Genomic DNA, 17,090 nt, shown 5'->3' with positions numbered 1-17,090 from the left:
TTAAGAAGCAGAAGAAACAGTTTGACCCTTAAACATTTCTCTAAGTACTGAGGCAGGATCTATATAGCTTCCGTTATACTTGAGAACCCAGTGTAAATGAGGCCCTGTCGTGCGTCCAGTCATGCCAATACGTCCTATTCTCGCTCCTGCTGGAATATCTTGTCCTAAAGCTATTTGAATTCCTGCATCGCGATCGAGCAAAAATCTACCGTTGGGATTATTCTCAACATAGCCTTCCATATGACAATAACTATGAGTCCAAGCACCAGATTGAACAGTGATAGATGTTCCACAGGCAGTATCGTCGGATAAGTCAGTTATTTTACCGCCCCACCAGTTACGGATGTAGCTACCCCGAGGAGCAGCTAAATCTAGTCCATTATGAAACTGGCGTTGTCCATTGACAGGAGAAGCCCGATAACCAAAGGGAGACGTGTAGGATTGAAAATTTTCTACTGGAAAAGAACCTTTTTGCCAAACTGCGGAAACATCTTGAGCAAGTAAAATTTGTTCGGGAATATCTGATGCGATGGACTGAGGATTCCTCCAACTATGAAATCCTAAAGATATTAAAACGGTGGCGATCGCAATAGTTAGCCAGCGATTCCATCTAATTATAGGTCTGTAACTCATTTATTTAGGTTCAATCAATATAGGAATTTACGCTTGTCAGCCCTAATTTATGCTTGTTAGCGGGTTAGATGGAAATTCGGCTGTAAAAAATTTTCCATCCTAATTTCTAGCAGAAAATAGCTAATTTTTGAGTAATTACTGGCAGACCAAGTTCAATAAAATCAAAAATACTTTTGTAAATTTAAACAGTCCTTTCCAAATATACTGTTTAATTTTTTGACTAGCAATATTACACTAAGTACTTATACCGAGCTTTATCATAACTTTTCATTGGAAATACACTTAATTTAAAGTTTCGTTGAAGTAATTCAAAATAATATAGTTATAAACAAAACATGATCGTAGACCTAATTGCCTTTTCTTTTGAGTTAGATACAGTCGATTTAGCGGGTGGATGTATTTGGTCCCTGGCACTATATATAGGATTGGATTCAAGCAAAACTTGGATTAGCAATCAATTGGAAAGATGGTTTAACTTTGCTGAAGGATTGCTCTATACTTCCGTCGAGGAATTTGAAGAGACTCGTCCAGCCAGAGAGTCCCAAAATGCCTTTTATGCCTCTGTATTTAGTATTATTCCTTTTTTAATTGCAGGAGTATTTACTAATTGGGCGATCGATATTAGCTTTGGGGGGAGTAGCTGGGCGATCGCATTAGGCTTGATGACCTGCGCTATCTGTAGTTTGTTTGCTTTAGCAAATCAAGATTATGACAGCCATGAGGATTGAGCAAACATAATTTAATATTTTATAAAAATGTATCTTCTCAATCCTCTCAAAGAAACTTATTCGTAGAGCCAAGATTGTCTGACAGGCTTCCAATCTACTAACTCGTCTTCGACAAACCACAGAGCTATTTCTGTTTGAGCGGTCTCGATGGCATCAGAGCCATGAATTAGGTTGCGTCCAATGCTAACACCAAAGTCTCCGCGAATTGAACCAGGATCGGCAGTTGTGGGGTTAGTTTGACCAATTAGGTTTCTAGCTGCACTAACTACATTCTCTCCTTCCCATACCATCGCAATGACAGGAGCAGAAGTAATAAAATCAACTAAACCTTTAAAAAAAGGTCTTTCTTGATGAACGCTATAATGAGTTTCTGCTAATTCACGAGAAACCTGCATCATTTTTAGTCCGACTAGAGTAAAACCTTTGCGCTCGAAGCGATGAATGATTTCTCCAGTTAGATGACGTTGCACGCCATCAGGTTTGATCATAATAAAAGTGCGTTCCATGTTTTCTTCAAAAGTTGATTATGAATTGTCACAAATTTTAGAGTAACCTAGATTCGTCTTTTTTGAACGGATTACTAGTACTTGAGATGCTGGACGAACAAAAGCACTCCGCCTATGATGTGAGGGGAGTGCTTTTAAGATTTGACTGTGCTAATTAAGTCAATTAATTCTACATTCCAGCAGCAACTAACTGGGCTAGGTCAACAACACGCTGAGAATAACCCCACTCGTTGTCGTACCAAGCAACGACTTTAACCATGTCACCATCCAATACTAAAGTTAGTTGACTATCAATAGTAGAAGAAACGTCAGTACCTTTAAAGTCAGAAGACACTAAAGGCAAATCAGTATATCCCAAAATACCTTTCATTTGACCTTCAGCAGCCTTTTTCAAAGCATCGTTCACTTCTTCGGCGATAGTTTTCTTTTCAACTTGGGCAACCAAGTCAACTACAGAAACATTAGGAGTAGGTACGCGCAATGCAATACCATTTAGTTTTCCTTTCACTTCAGGATAGACAAGTGCTACTGCTTTGGCTGCACCAGTTGAAGTAGGTACGATGTTGGCTGCTGCGGCTCTAGCTCTTCTTAGGTCGCGGTGACTAGCATCTAAAATACGTTGGTCGCCAGTATAACTGTGAGTAGTAGTCATAGCACCTTTAATGATACCAAACTGCTCGTTAATAACTTTAACAATAGGAGCCAAACAGTTAGTAGTACAACTTGCATTACTAACGATATCAAATTCACCAGGAGTATATTTCTCGTGGTTTACACCCATGACATAAGTACCAATGTCAGGACCACTACCAGGAGCAGTAATAACTACTTTTTTAGCTCCAGCTTGGAGGTGTTTGCCCGCCCCAGGAGCATCGCGGAAAACGCCAGTAGATTCAATAACAATATCAATATCCCATTCTTTCCAAGGCAAGTTTAAAGGATTGCGATCGGAGACGCATTTAATTGTTTTGCCATTGACGATTAGAGAATTGGTATCATAGCCAATGTCTGCATCTAAAGTACCTAGCATGGTGTCATATTTCAATAGATGAGAATTAGTTTTAGGATCGGAAGTATCGTTGATCCCTACCAACTCTAGATTAGTGTCTGTTCCTCTACTTAATAGGCACCTGACAAAATTACGCCCAATACGTCCAAAACCGTTAATTGCTACTCTAACCACTATATTTTTGCCCTCTATTTTATTGTGTTAATAGTTAAAACATTCTTAATAAGACTCATCATATCGTAAAGTAAGCACATTTCAAGACCCTATCTATAATCAATTTTGGGAGCATATCATTAACAAAAAACTCGGCAAAATAGTTTGCTTGATCGCGAAATTGATCGAGATAACTCTTAAATATTGTCTCTAACGTCATGGAACTGTCGATTTCTTGGTTGATTGTGCTAAGTGTATGTAGAAAATCAATAATTCAATCTTTAACTAGTTAAGATTGATACCCAACTCCAAAAAGATACCTAACTCCAAAAAAATCTTGTTATCATATGCCGTATTGTTTAGAACAATCATAAGTTATGGAATACTTTAACTTTAGTTATAAGAGAGTATTCTGTAACCGTTGAGCAGAGTAATCGTGTTATGGCAGGAGATAAAAGAGTGGCAAAAGTAGATTTGAACGGGAAACCATTTCACTTTATTGGTATTGGCGGAATTGGGATGTCGGCTTTAGCCTATATTGTTGCTCAACGTCAACTGCCAGTGTCGGGTTCCGATCTTCGTTCTAGCCATATTACCGATCGCCTTGAGACTTTGGGAGTTAAATTTTTTCCCAGTCAGTTAGCTAGCAACCTAGATTTTTTTAATAATGTTTCGGTAGAGAAACCCCAACCATTACCAGTTAGTGCAGGAGTTCAACCAGAGATAGCCGAATCAATATCTAATATTAATCAAGTGGATAATTTACCCCAGGTAGTTTGCTCCACAGCGATCGCCAAAACTAATCCAGAATATCAAGCAGCAATTAAATTGGGTTGTCCTATTTTTCACCGTTCCGATCTTTTGGCTGCGCTGATCGAGCAGTATCAAAGCATTGCTGTTTCGGGAACCCACGGGAAAACAACTACGAGTAGCTTGATTGGTTATATGCTTTTTGCATGCGATCTCGACCCTACTATTATAGTTGGTGGTGAAGTCGATGCTTGGGATGGTAACGCTCGCAGCGGACAAGGACAATACTTAGTAGCCGAGGCAGACGAATCTGATGGCTCTTTGGTCAAGCATCATCCTAGTATTGGAGTAATTACTAATATTGAACTCGATCATCCCGATCGCTATCAGGATATTCAAGAAGTAATTGGTATTTTTCAAACCTTTGCCTCTCAATGTAATACTCTGATCGGCTGTATTGACGATCCCATAATTCGCGAGGAGTTAGCATTAACTATTAGTTATAGTCTCGATCCAGATTTGGGAGCAGATTACACCGCTCAAAATGTTAGCTATCATTCCCAGGGAAGCAACGCCGAAATTTGGTCAAGAGGAGTCTGTTTGGGAGAGTTAGAATTACCCATGCTAGGAGAACATAATCTTAGTAATGCCCTTGCTGCGATCGCCGTAGGCAGACAAGCAGGATTAAAATTTAATACTATTGCCCAATCTCTAACTACTTTTGGCGGTACAAAAAGAAGATTCGAGCATCGGGGAGAAGTTAATAACATCATCTTTATTGATGACTACGCCCATCATCCCAGCGAGATTGAAGTTACTTTGGCTGCGGGAAAACTTAGAGTCGCAGGTAACAATTCTCTACAAAGAGTAGTGGCAATTTTTCAACCCCACCGTTATAGTCGTACTCACACCTTTTTAACTGAATTTGCCGAAGCTTTTCAAACTGCCGATGTTGTTGTCATTACCGATATCTACAGCGCAGGAGAAAAAAATATTTATGGTATCAGTGGAGGAGATTTAGTTAAAGAAATTGCGAGACAGTCCGCTGGCGGGGTTCCCCCGCTTGAAGGAACTGTCGAGGGTGCTCTCAAACACAAGAATGTTCATTACCATGCCTCAGTAGATTCTATTGCGGACTTTCTTCAACAACAAATATTGCAGCCAGGAGACTTGGCAATGTTCTTGGGAGCAGGAAACCTTAATCAATCCATTCCCAAAACCATCGCTCTATATCAACATTAGTAATCATGAAATGGAAAATTTAATCCAAGAAAGTATATCCCTAGCAAATCAAACCTCTTATAAAGTAGGGGGAGATGCTCAATGGTATGCTGCACCAAGAAATTGGGATGAACTTGAGGCTAGTTTTGAATGGTATCAACATCAAGATGTACCTTTAACTCTCCTGGGTGCTGGTTCAAATTTACTGATTAGCGATCGCGGGATTTCTGGATTGGTACTTTCTACGCGATATTTTCGTAGTTATGAGTTCGATCCCGAAACTGGGTTACTAACTGCTGATGCGGGGGAGGCGATCGCTAAATTAGCCTGGAAGGCAGCTAAAAGGGGCTTAAAAGGGCTGGAATGGGCGGTGGGTATACCAGGTACGGTAGGGGGAGGAGTGGTGATGAATGCGGGCGCACACACCTCCTGTATGGCAGATATATTGGTTAGTGCAACTGTTTTGTCCCCTGACGGCACAATTAAAGAAATGAAGCCAGAAGATTTAGCCTATAGCTATCGTAATTCTAATTTACAGGGAGGCAATAATATGGTGGTCAAAGCGACAATGCAACTTGAGCCTGGCTATAGCAAAACTGAAATTATGGAACTTTCCAATCAAAATTGGACGCAACGCAAAACATCTCAACCCTATCATCTTCCCAGTTGCGGTAGCGTTTTCCGTAATCCTCAACCTCACGCCGCAGCCAGACTCATCGAACAGCTTGGATTAAAAGGTTATAAGATTGGTGATGCTCAAATAGCTCATCGTCATGCCAACTTTATTCTTAACTGTGGTACGGCTACCGCTAAAGATATATTTGAATTAATTCGCTATGCTCAAGAAAAAGTAGAATATCATTGTTCAATATCTTTAGAGCCAGAAGTTAAGCTAATCGGAGAATTCTAGATTGCTTGCTTGACAGTTGAGATAAACTTTCGTAGTCACTAAATAAATAAGCTAAAAATTAATAATAGATATGGCAGGAAAAGGATTTGGTCCACTAGGAAAAATGAAAGAACTTGCTGATGCTTTCAAAAAAGCGCAGGAAGTTCAAGCAGGAGCGCAACAACTCCAAAATGAATTGGAACAAATGGAGATTGAAGGAACTAGTGAAGATGGACTAGTCAAAGTTGTGATGAGTGGTAATCAAGAGCCTCGTCGTGTAGAAATTTCCCCTGATGCGATGTCTCAGGGTGCAGAAGCTCTTTCTGTATCTGTAACCGCAGCAATGACTTCTGCTTACGAACAGTCTACCGAACTAATGCGCGGACGTATGGAAGAACTAACTAGCGGTTTAAATCTTCCTGGGATGTAGATTGTTTTCCAGATTTTGATTTTAAGGATCGACGGGGGTTTGTTTAATCATCCTCCCGTTTTTTTTTAGATATTTTTGATTTACTTAAAATATGATGAATTCTGACAAGAAATTTGCTTTTTTAGTTTTAGGAATACCTTTAGTTGGTCTAGTATATTGTGGTTTGGGCATTACAGCGATGGCTTCTAGCATGACGATCAGAACCCATCCCATTGTTTCGGGAGCAATTTTTATCTTAATCCCCTTGGGTATTGCTGCTTTTACTTGGATTAGAGCTTCAGCCAAAGCTTATAAAAAATAGAAAAGCGATCGCTCTATTCATAGGCGATCGCAATTATTGACTATCAATTCAATCAATCTTCAGTCGCGATCGAGTTAGAGATTAACAAAGTCGGCACTAGTTATATCCGCAGGATCTACTCCCGAAACATAAGCCAATATTTCATTACCATTACTGGCATCTTTAATTACGCTGCTAGTACCAGAAGAAGTACTAACAATAGTCAAATCGCCAAAGGTTAATCCGTTGCTTAAGCCAATCATGTCGATATTATCAGCAAAGTCTTTAATAACATCGTATTGGGAATAAGACTGTAAAGCGAAAATATCCATTCCTCCATCGCCAAACAGATTATCTTTACCATCTCCTCCGAAGAGAAGATCTTCCCCATCTCCACCTCTGATAAAGTCGTTACCCGCGCCACCATTCATGGTGTCATTACCAGCATTACCCGAGATTGAGTCTTTGTCGTCATCACCATAAATCAGGTCGTTGCCACCATCGCCATAAATCGTGTCTGTACCATCACCACCAGTAATTTCGTCATTATTGTTTCCACCATTGATTTTATCTGCACCATCGCCACCGCTTATGGTGTCGTTGCCACCATCGCCAAACAAGCGATCTGCGCCATTACTACCTTCAATTAGATCGTCGCCATTACCGCCACGAATGGTATCATCGCCATAGTAGCCATCAAGATAGTCATCACCGTCACTACCTATAAGGGAATCATTACCATTACCACCATTAAGAGTACTGTTACTATTGCCCACTGCAATTAAAACATCATCATTATCCGAACCAAAGACATTGATTATTTCAATGTTGCTAAATTCAACCATACCTTCGTCGGTAGAGTAGAGAACATTTCCACTATTAGTAACGCTAGCAGTCACTCCATTGTTATAAAGAGACGAATAATCCAGATTGACAACATCAAAACCACTTCCACCATCAACAAAACTATTACCTCTTGGAGTATCAATGCCAAATAAAATCGAGTCATCTCCAGCACCTGTGTCGACAACATGACTGGTATAGCCAAGTTCTACAACATCATTACCTTTACCAGTTGTCAGATTGATTTTCTCAATATCAAAGTGCTGAATATCTTTGAAGTTTCCAGTGTCAAGAACGCTAATCGATAAGTTGCTACCATTGGAATATACACTTAAATCGCTGCGAATTTCAGAGTAATCAACCACCAATTCGTCAATTCCTTCGCCTCCATTAATCATGGGCAAGAAGTATAGATCGCTACTATTACTGGTACTTATAGGTGCAACTAATACATCATCATAAGCCGATCCATAAATGCTTACTGCTTCAATATTGCTAAACTCTACCGAATCATCATCAGTGATATATTCACCGCTGTTGCGATCGCTCAGACTGGAAGTTACACCACTTAAGGCAGTACTAAAGTCTAAATTCAGAACGTCGTATCCACGACCTCCATCAACTACATCATTTCCTCGTCCCGCAGAAATAAAGTCATCTCCTGCACCCGCATCAATAGTTTCGTCGGAATACATAAATTGATCGAGGTTGATATCATCATCACCGCGACCAGTAGTAATGTCGAAGCTTTCAATACTATAAACATCGAGGTAATTGCTGTGGTTGGGAGAATTGATATTTAAACCTGAATAGTTTTCAATCTGTAGGTTATCATTGCGATCGCTTAGATCTATAATCAATTCATCGAAACCTTCGCCACCATCAATATAAGGAATAAATTCAGTGGTGTTACTATTACCAATAGGTGCAGCTAATACATCATCGTAGGATGAACCATAAACATTAACTCCTTCAATGTTGCTAAATTCAACTACACTTTCATCGCTGGTATATTCTCCACTATTACTATCATTAAGACTAGAAGTTACCCCACTGTAGTTACTACTAAAGTCTAAGTTGAGAATATCAAATCCAGTACCACCATCGACAACATCGTAGCCTTTACCTGTAGAGATATAATCATCTCCCGCACCAGCATTAATAGTTTCATCGGAGTAGTTGTTATAACCTAAATCAATGTTGTCGTTACCGCGACCAGTAGTAATATTAAACCTTTCAATATCGTTATATTGAAGATTATTAAAATAGTTACCTGTAGACATCGAATAAGCATCTATACTGCCAGAAGAACTCCCCGTAGAAGTAATCTGTAAGTCGCTATTATTGTCAGAATAGTCTACTACTAATTCATCGATTCCACTACCACCATCAATGTAGGGAAAAATGACGGGTGCAGGATTGTTACTATTACCAATAGGTGCAGCTAATACATCATCGTAGGATGAACCATAAACATTAACTCCTTCAATGTTGCTAAATTCAACTACACTTTCATCGCTGGTATATTCTCCACTATTACTATCATTAAGACTAGAAGTTACCCCACTGTAGTTACTACTAAAGTCTAAGTTGAGAATATCAAATCCAGTACCACCATCGACAACATCGTAGCCTTTACCTGTAGAGATATAATCATCTCCTGCACCACCTTCTATGGTTTCATCGGAGACAATGCCATTATTTGAATAAGAACCAAGAGTATCGTTGCCGTCACCACCAAGTAATTTCAGCTTTTCAATGCTGTAAAAATTAATGTTGTTAGTAAAATAATTGGGACTGTAACTTTCTACATATACCGAACCATCTCCAGTAGAACTATCGTAACTAGAAAGATTAATATTTAGATCCCCATTGTGATCGCCATAATTAAAAGTTAATGTATCCCTTCCCGTATCGCCATAAATAATATCGCTACCTTCAGTAGTTTCGATCTCGTCATTTCCACCAAAGGCAAATATTTCATCTTCTAAAGCAGTATCTAATAATAAGTCATTATTTTCTGTTCCAAATATTTGATTTTCAGCCATGTTTGTATTCCTATAAAAGAGATGTTGAGCTATATGGTTTGTTGGACTAATATTTATTTCTAAAAACTAATCCAAGCCATCACATTTTCTATTTATAGCTTTTGTAGTATTAATCCACATCGATAGAAAGCGCAGTGTTTTCGATCGCATTACCAATTGATTTCATTCACTACTTAAGTAATCTTACACAGCAAAAAAGGCGATCGCCTTAATCAAAAAGCGATCGCCTTAAAAATCAATTTTAAATTATTAGTTATTTATGAGTTATTTAGCCAATTCTGTTTCAATTGCGCCAACTAATTCCGAGGAAGTTGGAGTAACTCCGCTTTTATATCTAGCAACAACATTTCCTTGTTTATCAATTAGAAATTTCTCGAAGTTCCAAGCAACATCTCCTTGGGGTTCGACAGAAGAAGTCAGGGTTTTATATAAAGGATGTTGTTCTGCACCTTTGGCATGAACCTTATCGAATAAATCGAAGTTTACGCCGTAGCTAGTTTCGCAAAATTTAGCAATTTCTTCGTTCGATCCTGGTTCTTGCGCGCCAAAATCATTACAGGGGAAACCCATTACTTTTAATCCTTTGTCCCCGTAGTCTTGGTTTAACTGTTCTAGTCCTTTATATTGAGGAGTATAACCGCAATAGGAAGCGACATTAACGATCAACAATACGTTTCCCTGATAGTCGGCAAATTTTTGTTCTTTGCCATCGATGGTTTTTACACTTATATCCGATATATTACTCATTATTCTGTCTTAGAATTAAATTTGCCAGCTATGTTAGATCCTACATTAATATCCCCTCCAGATACTCAGGTAGTTCAAGTTGACGAACTGACGGTGAGAATTACTAATTCAACAGCAGAATTAACTCAAGATGCCAGTGCCTTGGCAATAGAATATTTACAATCTTTGTTAACCCAACAGGAAACCGCTAGTATTATTTTGGCTACGGGGAACTCTCAATTACAGTTTTTAGATGCGATCGCACGAAATAAAGATCTTGATTGGTCGAGGATTATTGTATTCCATTTAGACGAATATCTAGGTATCAAAGCAGATCATTCTGGCAGCTTTCGCTACTATCTACACCATAAAGTCGAAAAAAGAGTCAAACCCCGCATTTTTCACTATATTAATGGGGATGCAGCTGAGCCTCTTCAAGAATGCGATCGCTATAGTAAACTCTTACAGCAACAGGCGATCGATCTCTGTTTGTTGGGTATTGGCGATAACGGACACCTTGCTTTCAACGAACCCAATCTGGCAAATTTTAAAGATAAAGAAGTAGTCAAATTAATTAAGCTGGAAACCAAAACCCGCCAACAACAGGTCAATGGTGGCTATTTTCCCCATCTAGAAGCCGTACCCAATTACGCCTACACCTTAACCATTCCGACAATTTGCGCTGCCAACAAGATTTTCTGCTTGGCGGGGGGCAAACATAAAGCAGAAATAACCAAAAAGACTCTAGAAAATGCGATCGCACCCAATTTCCCCGCAACTATTTTACGCCAACAACCCCAAGCAACCCTATTCTGCACGGGGAAGAATCCTATTGAATTGGCTCGGTATTACCAAAACTGATCTCATTTTCTTCATATTCGGGTGGTTCGACGTGAATCAAAACCCTTACATTACCAAAACGCTTTTCTAACAAATCTTCAATTTGTTCGGTGATTTGGTGGGCAATAAATATATCATCAGTATCGACGATGAGGTGCATTTCAATAAATACTTGTCTGCCCAACATTCCCCGAGAAGCAATATCATGACAGTTAATTACTCCTGGCACTGTCATCACCAGATCGTTAATCGCTTCTGGTGCGATCGCCATTTCATCCACTAGCCAAGGTAAATTGTCGCTAATTACTTCCCAACCGCTATAAAACACCAACAACGCCACAGGAAAGGCTAAAGCTACATCTAGCCATCTTAGTTGGGGAATATTGAGATTATTTGCTTGCCATACCCCTACCAAACCAGCAATCACAATCATAGTAACCCAGATATCGCTCATAGTATGTTTGGCATCGGCAATCAAGATAGGACTATGAACCTTTCTACCCACACTACGTTCATAAAATGCCACAAAAATATTAATTCCTAAAACTAGCAGCAATAGCCATAATTCAGCAGGAGATACTTTAACCGTATTTATATCTCCCGTAGAAACAAAAATCTTTTCTACGGCTACTTTCAAAATTTCAAAGCAAGCAATCCCCAAAAAGGCTGCAATCCCTAACGCACCAACAGCTTCAAATTTTTGATGTCCGTAAGGATGTTCTCGATCTGGTTTGGGAGAAGAAAAGCGATTAGTAACTAAACCCAGTACGTTATTGGCACTATCAGTTACGCTATGTAAAGCATCTGCTTGAAGGCTGAGAGAACCAGTGGCAATGCCTAAAGAGAACTTGAGTGCCATCACAAATAGATTTAAAAGTAAAGTCAGCCACAAAACTCGGCGAACTTGAGAGCGATTATCTTGCATGGTTGACAATAAAAAAGCAAGCAGATTCTAGTTCTACAATGATAATCCGAAAAATGTGGGAGATCTCCATTGAATAGTATTTATCGGTATATTTAGTTATGAAAAAAAAAGTAACTTATTGAGATATTTTTTGACAGTTAGATTTTCAAGTATCCTCTAATTGATAAATTGAGAATTGGGATTGAATCTCAATTTTTATTTAATTTAATTTAATTTAACTTTAACTTTAACTAATGACTCGATTAACTCTCAATTTAGTTCAAGGTGCGGTTAGCTTCAATTTTTCAGAAGAAGCAGCCAGACAACTACAGACAGAAATATCTGCTTTGATGCAGAGTCTTAAAACTATTGCTAGCCTTACTCCTGGTGCGGGTAGTCGCCCGACTCCTCAAAAATCGATGGAATATCGCCATACAGGAGACATCTTTCTCGAAATATTCTGCAACCCCAATATTTATCCCAGTCCCTTTGCTGCCAAGATTTTAGTTACCCTGAGAGACGATCGCATTCGTTTGACTAGCGAAGCCGAACTAACTCAACTGATTGAAGATATCAATATCTATTTAGAAAGTTAAATTGTTAAATTGTTTCAACCAAGATTTTGGTTATTCTTTTAATAGCCAGAATCCTGCAAAAGATTCCGAATCAGGTTCGGTTTGTACGGCGACAAAGTGTACTCCGTTAGCTTTTTCCTTAGCTGTTTCAAAGCTTTCCGCCTCTTTGACCATTTCTTTGTTGGTTAGATTGACCAAAGTCCAGCTATCGCTTAATCCCGTTTCTAATCTTAATTGAGAGCGTGCGGACTTTTCTAACTGAAGATAACCCATTTCTAACCCCGACATCCACGCTGCTAGGGGAGTTGCGCGGGGAGAATAGACGATCAAACCAGGAATTATAGTATCGGGAGTAGTATTGACCAAAGAAAGAGAAAAAGAATCTTCAAAAGCAATATCCCATTCTTTCATTTCATCAAATGCTGATGCGGGTAAACTAACCAAAGTCCATTTGTCTCCGCGATCGCCTTTAACCGCATCGGGTAAAGCAATAGGGTTTAAAGGCGGATATTGTACGGAGGGGGTTTGGGCTGTTTTGAGATCGTATCCCTCCTCATGGGGATAAACATCATCAATTCTAGTTTCAATCCATTGATTTAAAGCATAGGTGCGACGACTGGGTAGAGGAGTAATTCCTATATCTTCACAAGCTTTGACGATCATGTTGTTCATTTGACGGCGAAAGAAGCGAATTTTCTTGGGAGATGTTCCTGCTTCGGCGATCGCTCTTTCGATGGCTTCTCTCAACCACAAAGAGTTAACGCTAGTGCTAGAACAATATTCAGCATACTTAAATAAAGTATCAGGCGATCGTTCTATATCGTTGGGACTTTCACAAATCAAAACTTCCCATTGCTTTTTGCCATTTTCGTCTAAAACTGGACGTGAATAAAAATCTAATTCCCAAACTATATTACTCATATCCACTCTATATTTGTTTGTTATCTCAAGTCGGCTAACAGCCGTTAGTTTTTATAAAATCATGCGATCGGGCATATCTATATAGTTTACCGATAGGAGTGCCAATTGAGGAACGAGGAATCAGGAATTAGCGGAGTCATCAATAGCTGCATAAATTATTCTTCAAAAACATATTGAGTAAGTGTCAGAAACAACCATTAATTGAGGAGTAGGAATATGGTTATCGCAGCACCCACTTTAAACTTTAAACCCAAACAAGCTACCTTACCCGTCAAAAGCTTTTTACAACGCTTGATGTTAGTTACCGATGGCAGAATTACCGATATCATTCAAGCATATTCAGGAGAAACAGTAGAAGCAGTTAAACTACACCAAAAACTAGTTAAGTGCGACTCTCAACTTTCATCCCTTCAACTAGAGTCAAAACAACAAGTCATCGAACGTTCGATTGTGCTTCAGGGAACAACCAGCAAAACCAACTATCTATACGCTGATTCCTATCTAGTATTAGAACGTCTCGATCCAGAAATTCGTAATAAATTAATTTTTAGCCGTCAACCCATTGGTAAGCTACTTCGAGAAAACAAAATCGAAACCTATCGCGAAATTATTGATTGTGGAATCGAACCTGCGGGTAAATTAGCTAAATATTTTAAGATCGAAGCCAATGCAGAGATTATTTATCGCACCTATCTAGTCTTAATGAATGGCTTACCCGCAATGCAAATTACGGAAAAATTTCCCACCAGCCACTTTGTTGATTAAATTTCCGTCATTCACATTTAACTATCGAGGAGAAGTAATTATGTCTATTAATCAAATCGCTACTAAAGTTTGTATCATTGGTGCGGGTCCTGCTGGACTACTAATCGCTAATATTCTACGCCAAAATCACATTCCTTGCATTGTGATTGAGAAATACTCCCAAGCAGAAATATATGCTCGTTCTCGTGCTGGTTTAGTAGATAATCAGACAGTTACAATTCTCAAGGAACACGGCTTGAGCGATCGCCTTTTTGCCGAAGGTATACCCCACGGTAAATGTGAATTCCGCACTCCAGAAAAAAGCTTTATTTTAGATTACGCTAGAAAATGTCAGGGACAAACTCACTACACCTATCCCCAACAGGAAATATTAGTCGATCTAATTGAGAAATTTGAGCAAGCAGCAGGGGAAATTTTATTCAATACTCAAGGTATTAAAATTACCAATAATAGTCACGGTGCTTGGATTAAGTGTCAGCAAAACGGAAAAACCCTCCTAATTAAATGTGACTTTATCGCAGGATGTGATGGTTTTCATGGTGTTTCCCGCGCTTCTATTCCCGAAACCATTACTAAACCCTACGGCAAAGATTTTGACTATGCTTGGTTGGCAATTACCGCCGAAGCACCGCCTTCCACCGAGCATATCATTTATGGCTTGCATCCCAACGGCTTTGCAGGACATATGTTACGCAATGAAAAAATCTCCCGCTATTATTTACAAATTCCTTTAGAAGATAAGGTTGTTGATTGGTCAGACAGTCGCATTTGGTCGGAACTTCATTTAAGATTGGCAAAAGATGGCTGGAAGCTAACTGAGGGTAAAATTATTGGCAAGCAAATATTAAAGATGCGTAGTTTTGCCACCCAAACCATGCAACACTGTCGTCTATTCCTAGCTGGAGACTCTGCCCATATTATGACTCCAGCAGGAGGAAAAGGCATGAATCTTGCCATCCAAGATGCAGATGTATTGGGCAAATCTTTTGTTAGTTACTATCGCTATCACGACAATCTTCCCCTGAAAAAATATTCCCAAAATCGTATCCCTGCAATCAGACAAACACAACAGTTTTCTGAATCTTTATTGCATATGATTAATGTCCAGGATAATACGATTGAAGGAAAATCTCAGCAAAGAGTTCAACAATTCAAGCGATCGCAATTAATGAATTCGGAAATTTATGCTCTTGATTTTGCTCGTAAATATGTAGGCTATCTTCCAGGCGATCGCTCTGCAAGCAAATCAATTACTGCTAAAAAAACAACTCAAGTAATCAAATTAAATCCTGCTGAATTACCTCCTTTGAGAGTAGGGTAAATCCATAAGTAATAAGTAATAAGCGTAGCTTAATCTGATTTAGAGATCAAGCTACGCTTTTTTATAATCAACCATTGACTTGTTAAACATCAACAAATTTTAAATATTCCAAAACTTAGTTAACTTCTTGCGTCGTTGAAAATTAACTGCTACTAAAGAATCATGGCTAAAGGAATACTCCGAACCTTCTTTGTGAATCTTATCTACTATTTGAACAATAACTTCATCAATTTGAGTTTGATATTCATTAATGTAAGTTGTTTTTAGTTGATTGTATTCTTCTTCTGAAGTTGCATATAAAGAAGTGACAACATCATGATTGAGTACCAAAGCACAAACATCAGATAAATTTATGCGTCTAACTGCATTGGGATATTTACTATTAACGCATTTAACAGCATCTTTGATAACCTGAAATTCGGCTACATTAGCTAAATTGATAGTCGCTAAAATTTCTAATAAATTTTCATCGTCTAATGGTGAAGCACTTCTAGAAGTATTGATAGCCATTGCCAAATCTTGAGTTAAACTTTGAGGCAATCCCGATCTAATTATCTTGTCCAATGCCCAAGGAACTAGCTTTTCTCTGATTTTGAAACCATTAATACCAAATTTATTTTGAAATTCTAATACTTGATTATTATGACCTCTAAAAGAAGTCGCATATAAATTTGGTATATCGTCACGATTGAGAATTAAAGCAGCTACTTTTGCTGGCGAAATCATTGACTTATGTTCTTGATAGTGAGTATCAATAAAACTCACGACTTCTTGAATAATTTTAATTTCGGTGACATTAATCAATCTAATATCTGCTAAAACATCAATTAAATCAATGTGACCCGTTGGTACTTCTCCCAGAAAATCATGCATATATTTCTCTATCCTAACCAGTTACTTCAACTCGATTCTAGCCTAGGTAATCGATCATGGCTAGAATCGAGTTGAAGTAATAAGTAGCGATGCAAAATTAATTACCTATATGTAGAATAAGATGAAACCGCTAAAATAGTGTCTTCATGAGATATATTCGAGATCTAAACCCAGAAAATATCAAGCTACTACAGCGAATCAGTAAAGAAAGCAAATATTATCAAGTTAGAAATAGAGCCAAATGCTTGATACTTAGTTATCAAGGATTACCAATCAAGCAGCTAATGGTTATATTTGGTGTAGGTCGTAAAACCATATATAACTGGTTTACTAAGTGGGAAGATGAAAAAATAGTTGGGTTATATAATAATCCAGGCAGAGGAAGAAAACCCAAACTAAACCAGTCCCAGAAAGAACAAGTAAAGGCTTGGGCAAAGAAAGAACCCAAGACCCTATTAAGGGTAGTAGAAAAAGCGCAAAAAGAATGGGGAATAACCCTTAGCAAAGATACCGTCAAGAGAATTATAAAAAAGCTGGAGATGAGATGGAAAAGAATGAAAAGAGGATTAAGCAAAGAACCTGATGAGTGGGAGCTTGAAGTAAAGATACCAGTACTTACAAAATTAATAGAGCAAGAGAGAAACGGAGAAATAGACCTGAGATATCTCGACCAAA

Annotated in this window: 18 protein-coding genes; 10 read left to right on the top strand and 8 right to left on the bottom strand. The window is 38.6% G+C overall.

Annotated features, from left to right (window positions below; genetic code table 11):
* Positions 1 to 633 (bottom strand): M23 family metallopeptidase, encoded by a 633-nt coding sequence (locus tag I4641_RS11970; protein ID WP_229640761.1) that lies wholly within the window; start codon positions 631 to 633, stop codon positions 1 to 3.
* A gap of 335 nt (positions 634 to 968) precedes the next feature.
* On the opposite strand from I4641_RS11970, the gene I4641_RS11965 reads away from it, so the two are divergent.
* Positions 969 to 1,361 (top strand): hypothetical protein, encoded by a 393-nt coding sequence (locus tag I4641_RS11965; RefSeq protein ID WP_229640760.1) that lies wholly within the window; start codon positions 969 to 971, stop codon positions 1,359 to 1,361.
* A gap of 56 nt (positions 1,362 to 1,417) precedes the next feature.
* Here I4641_RS11965 and ndk read toward each other — a convergent pair whose 3' ends face one another.
* Both ndk and I4641_RS11955 read right to left on the bottom strand, forming a co-directional pair.
* Positions 1,418 to 1,867, bottom strand: coding sequence for a nucleoside-diphosphate kinase (gene ndk / locus I4641_RS11960; protein ID WP_229640759.1), 450 nt, complete (start codon positions 1,865 to 1,867; stop codon positions 1,418 to 1,420).
* Between the two features lie 169 nt (positions 1,868 to 2,036).
* Entirely contained in the window at positions 2,037 to 3,050 is a 1,014-nt protein-coding gene (locus tag I4641_RS11955; protein WP_369426774.1) for a type I glyceraldehyde-3-phosphate dehydrogenase, read from the bottom strand.
* Between the two features lie 420 nt (positions 3,051 to 3,470).
* On the opposite strand from I4641_RS11955, the gene murC reads away from it, so the two are divergent.
* The 4 genes from murC to I4641_RS11935 all read left to right on the top strand — a co-directional run bounded on the left by murC (position 3,471) and on the right by I4641_RS11935 (position 6,620).
* Positions 3,471 to 5,021, top strand: a complete 1,551-nt coding sequence (gene murC / locus I4641_RS11950; RefSeq protein ID WP_229640758.1) for a UDP-N-acetylmuramate--L-alanine ligase — start codon at positions 3,471 to 3,473, stop codon at positions 5,019 to 5,021.
* A 10-nt stretch (positions 5,022 to 5,031) separates the two neighbouring features.
* A complete protein-coding gene (gene murB / locus I4641_RS11945) occupies positions 5,032 to 5,910 on the top strand; it encodes a UDP-N-acetylmuramate dehydrogenase (RefSeq protein ID WP_229640757.1) in 879 nt (292 codons plus the stop codon).
* Positions 5,911 to 5,980: 70 nt separating this feature from the next.
* Complete coding sequence (locus I4641_RS11940) at positions 5,981 to 6,319, top strand: YbaB/EbfC family nucleoid-associated protein (RefSeq protein ID WP_229640756.1); 339 nt, start codon at positions 5,981 to 5,983, stop codon at positions 6,317 to 6,319.
* 91 nt (positions 6,320 to 6,410) lie between these two features.
* Positions 6,411 to 6,620 carry a hypothetical protein gene (locus tag I4641_RS11935; protein WP_229640755.1) on the top strand — a complete coding sequence of 70 codons (210 nt, stop codon included), beginning with the start codon at positions 6,411 to 6,413 and terminating at the stop codon, positions 6,618 to 6,620.
* A gap of 74 nt (positions 6,621 to 6,694) precedes the next feature.
* On the opposite strand, the gene I4641_RS11930 is transcribed toward I4641_RS11935, so the two are convergent.
* The gene (locus I4641_RS11930) at positions 6,695 to 9,490 is read right to left on the bottom strand and encodes a calcium-binding protein (protein ID WP_229640754.1); all 2,796 of its coding nucleotides are present in this window, start codon (positions 9,488 to 9,490) and stop codon (positions 6,695 to 6,697) included.
* A gap of 264 nt (positions 9,491 to 9,754) precedes the next feature.
* Positions 9,755 to 10,237: a glutathione peroxidase gene (locus I4641_RS11925; RefSeq protein WP_229640753.1), complete on the bottom strand. Its 483-nt coding sequence runs from the start codon at positions 10,235 to 10,237 to the stop codon at positions 9,755 to 9,757.
* Between the two features lie 30 nt (positions 10,238 to 10,267).
* Here I4641_RS11925 and I4641_RS11920 point away from each other — a divergent pair, with 30 nt between their 5' ends.
* On the top strand, positions 10,268 to 11,077 hold the full coding sequence (locus tag I4641_RS11920; protein ID WP_229640752.1) for a glucosamine-6-phosphate deaminase: 810 nt from the start codon (positions 10,268 to 10,270) through the stop codon (positions 11,075 to 11,077).
* Here I4641_RS11920 and cdf31 read toward each other — a convergent pair.
* Entirely contained in the window at positions 11,046 to 11,981 is a 936-nt protein-coding gene (cdf31, locus tag I4641_RS11915) for a CDF family zinc efflux transporter Cdf31 (protein ID WP_229640751.1), read from the bottom strand. The two genes, I4641_RS11920 and cdf31, sit on opposite strands and share 32 nt — an antisense overlap.
* A gap of 233 nt (positions 11,982 to 12,214) precedes the next feature.
* On the opposite strand from cdf31, the gene I4641_RS11910 reads away from it, so the two are divergent.
* A complete protein-coding gene (locus I4641_RS11910) occupies positions 12,215 to 12,556 on the top strand; it encodes a hypothetical protein (RefSeq protein ID WP_229640750.1) in 342 nt (113 codons plus the stop codon).
* Positions 12,557 to 12,586: 30 nt separating this feature from the next.
* Here I4641_RS11910 and I4641_RS11905 read toward each other — a convergent pair whose 3' ends face one another.
* On the bottom strand, positions 12,587 to 13,456 hold the full coding sequence (locus tag I4641_RS11905; RefSeq protein WP_229640749.1) for a Tab2/Atab2 family RNA-binding protein: 870 nt from the start codon (positions 13,454 to 13,456) through the stop codon (positions 12,587 to 12,589).
* 216 nt (positions 13,457 to 13,672) lie between these two features.
* Between I4641_RS11905 and I4641_RS11900 the strand changes: the two genes are divergently transcribed.
* Positions 13,673 to 14,221 carry a chorismate--pyruvate lyase family protein gene (locus tag I4641_RS11900; protein ID WP_229640748.1) on the top strand — a complete coding sequence of 183 codons (549 nt, stop codon included), beginning with the start codon at positions 13,673 to 13,675 and terminating at the stop codon, positions 14,219 to 14,221.
* 40 nt (positions 14,222 to 14,261) lie between these two features.
* The gene (locus I4641_RS11895; protein WP_229640747.1) at positions 14,262 to 15,542 is read left to right on the top strand and encodes a 4-hydroxybenzoate 3-monooxygenase; all 1,281 of its coding nucleotides are present in this window, start codon (positions 14,262 to 14,264) and stop codon (positions 15,540 to 15,542) included.
* A 99-nt stretch (positions 15,543 to 15,641) separates the two neighbouring features.
* On the opposite strand, the gene I4641_RS11890 is transcribed toward I4641_RS11895, so the two are convergent.
* Positions 15,642 to 16,415 (bottom strand): hypothetical protein, encoded by a 774-nt coding sequence (locus I4641_RS11890; protein WP_229640746.1) that lies wholly within the window; start codon positions 16,413 to 16,415, stop codon positions 15,642 to 15,644.
* A 146-nt stretch (positions 16,416 to 16,561) separates the two neighbouring features.
* Between I4641_RS11890 and I4641_RS11885 the strand changes: the two genes are divergently transcribed.
* Positions 16,562 to 17,090 (top strand): helix-turn-helix domain-containing protein (locus I4641_RS11885; protein ID WP_229640745.1); only part of this gene is annotated, 529 nt, incomplete at its 3' end.

The sequence above is a fragment of the Waterburya agarophytonicola KI4 genome, from assembly GCF_020640915.1.
Classification (GTDB): Bacteria; Cyanobacteriota; Cyanobacteriia; order Cyanobacteriales; family Xenococcaceae; genus Waterburya; species Waterburya agarophytonicola.
This window is presented reverse-complemented; position numbering and strand designations above follow the sequence as displayed.

What these genes read in the sequence shown, in the direction of transcription:
- I4641_RS11970 (WP_229640761.1), bottom strand. Translation starts at nt 633, where the DNA reads ATGAGTTACAGACCTATAATTAGATGGAATCGCTGGCTAACTATTGCG.
- I4641_RS11965 (WP_229640760.1), top strand. Translation starts at nt 969, where the DNA reads ATGATCGTAGACCTAATTGCCTTTTCTTTTGAGTTAGATACAGTCGAT.
- ndk (WP_229640759.1), bottom strand. Translation starts at nt 1,867, where the DNA reads ATGGAACGCACTTTTATTATGATCAAACCTGATGGCGTGCAACGTCAT.
- murC (WP_229640758.1), top strand. Translation starts at nt 3,471, where the DNA reads ATGGCAGGAGATAAAAGAGTGGCAAAAGTAGATTTGAACGGGAAACCA.
- murB (WP_229640757.1), top strand. Translation starts at nt 5,032, where the DNA reads ATGGAAAATTTAATCCAAGAAAGTATATCCCTAGCAAATCAAACCTCT.
- I4641_RS11940 (WP_229640756.1), top strand. Translation starts at nt 5,981, where the DNA reads ATGGCAGGAAAAGGATTTGGTCCACTAGGAAAAATGAAAGAACTTGCT.
- I4641_RS11935 (WP_229640755.1), top strand. Translation starts at nt 6,411, where the DNA reads ATGATGAATTCTGACAAGAAATTTGCTTTTTTAGTTTTAGGAATACCT.
- I4641_RS11930 (WP_229640754.1), bottom strand. Translation starts at nt 9,490, where the DNA reads ATGGCTGAAAATCAAATATTTGGAACAGAAAATAATGACTTATTATTA.
- I4641_RS11925 (WP_229640753.1), bottom strand. Translation starts at nt 10,237, where the DNA reads ATGAGTAATATATCGGATATAAGTGTAAAAACCATCGATGGCAAAGAA.
- I4641_RS11920 (WP_229640752.1), top strand. Translation starts at nt 10,268, where the DNA reads ATGTTAGATCCTACATTAATATCCCCTCCAGATACTCAGGTAGTTCAA.
- cdf31 (WP_229640751.1), bottom strand. Translation starts at nt 11,981, where the DNA reads ATGCAAGATAATCGCTCTCAAGTTCGCCGAGTTTTGTGGCTGACTTTA.
- I4641_RS11910 (WP_229640750.1), top strand. Translation starts at nt 12,215, where the DNA reads ATGACTCGATTAACTCTCAATTTAGTTCAAGGTGCGGTTAGCTTCAAT.
- I4641_RS11905 (WP_229640749.1), bottom strand. Translation starts at nt 13,456, where the DNA reads ATGAGTAATATAGTTTGGGAATTAGATTTTTATTCACGTCCAGTTTTA.
- I4641_RS11900 (WP_229640748.1), top strand. Translation starts at nt 13,673, where the DNA reads ATGGTTATCGCAGCACCCACTTTAAACTTTAAACCCAAACAAGCTACC.
- I4641_RS11895 (WP_229640747.1), top strand. Translation starts at nt 14,262, where the DNA reads ATGTCTATTAATCAAATCGCTACTAAAGTTTGTATCATTGGTGCGGGT.
- I4641_RS11890 (WP_229640746.1), bottom strand. Translation starts at nt 16,415, where the DNA reads ATGCATGATTTTCTGGGAGAAGTACCAACGGGTCACATTGATTTAATT.